This window comes from Lactobacillus mulieris (genome assembly GCF_007095465.1).
GTDB lineage: Bacteria > Bacillota > Bacilli > Lactobacillales > Lactobacillaceae > Lactobacillus > Lactobacillus mulieris.
The window spans coordinates 1-293 of record NZ_SDGL01000040.1; the positions used below are offsets into that span (position 1 = coordinate 1).

Below are 293 nucleotides of genomic sequence, written 5' to 3' on the forward strand. Positions count from 1 at the left end.
CTCTTGTCTGTGGTTTCACCATCTAAGGCTGACTTTGCATTGTTAATTGCAGTTGTAGCACTATCCACTTCGCTTTGTGTTGCGGAATCATTGTTCAACACTGTTTGGCCAGCACTTACTGCATCATCATATGCCTGTTTCTTATCATCACTTGCATTGTAGTAAGCTGAGGTCTTTTGAACATCGCTTTGGTCATTCACTGCTGTTTCCAAAGCGCTCTTGTCTGTGGTTTCACCATCTAAGGCTGACTTTGCATTGTTAATTGCAGTTGTAGCACTATCCACTTCGCTTTG

At 42.7% G+C, this 293-nt stretch carries 1 protein-coding gene; it reads right to left on the minus strand.

The genetic code is table 11. From position 1 onward, the window contains the following. The coding region (locus ETI37_RS07750; protein WP_244285228.1) for an FIVAR domain-containing protein at positions 1–293 on the minus strand (293 nt) is incomplete at both ends.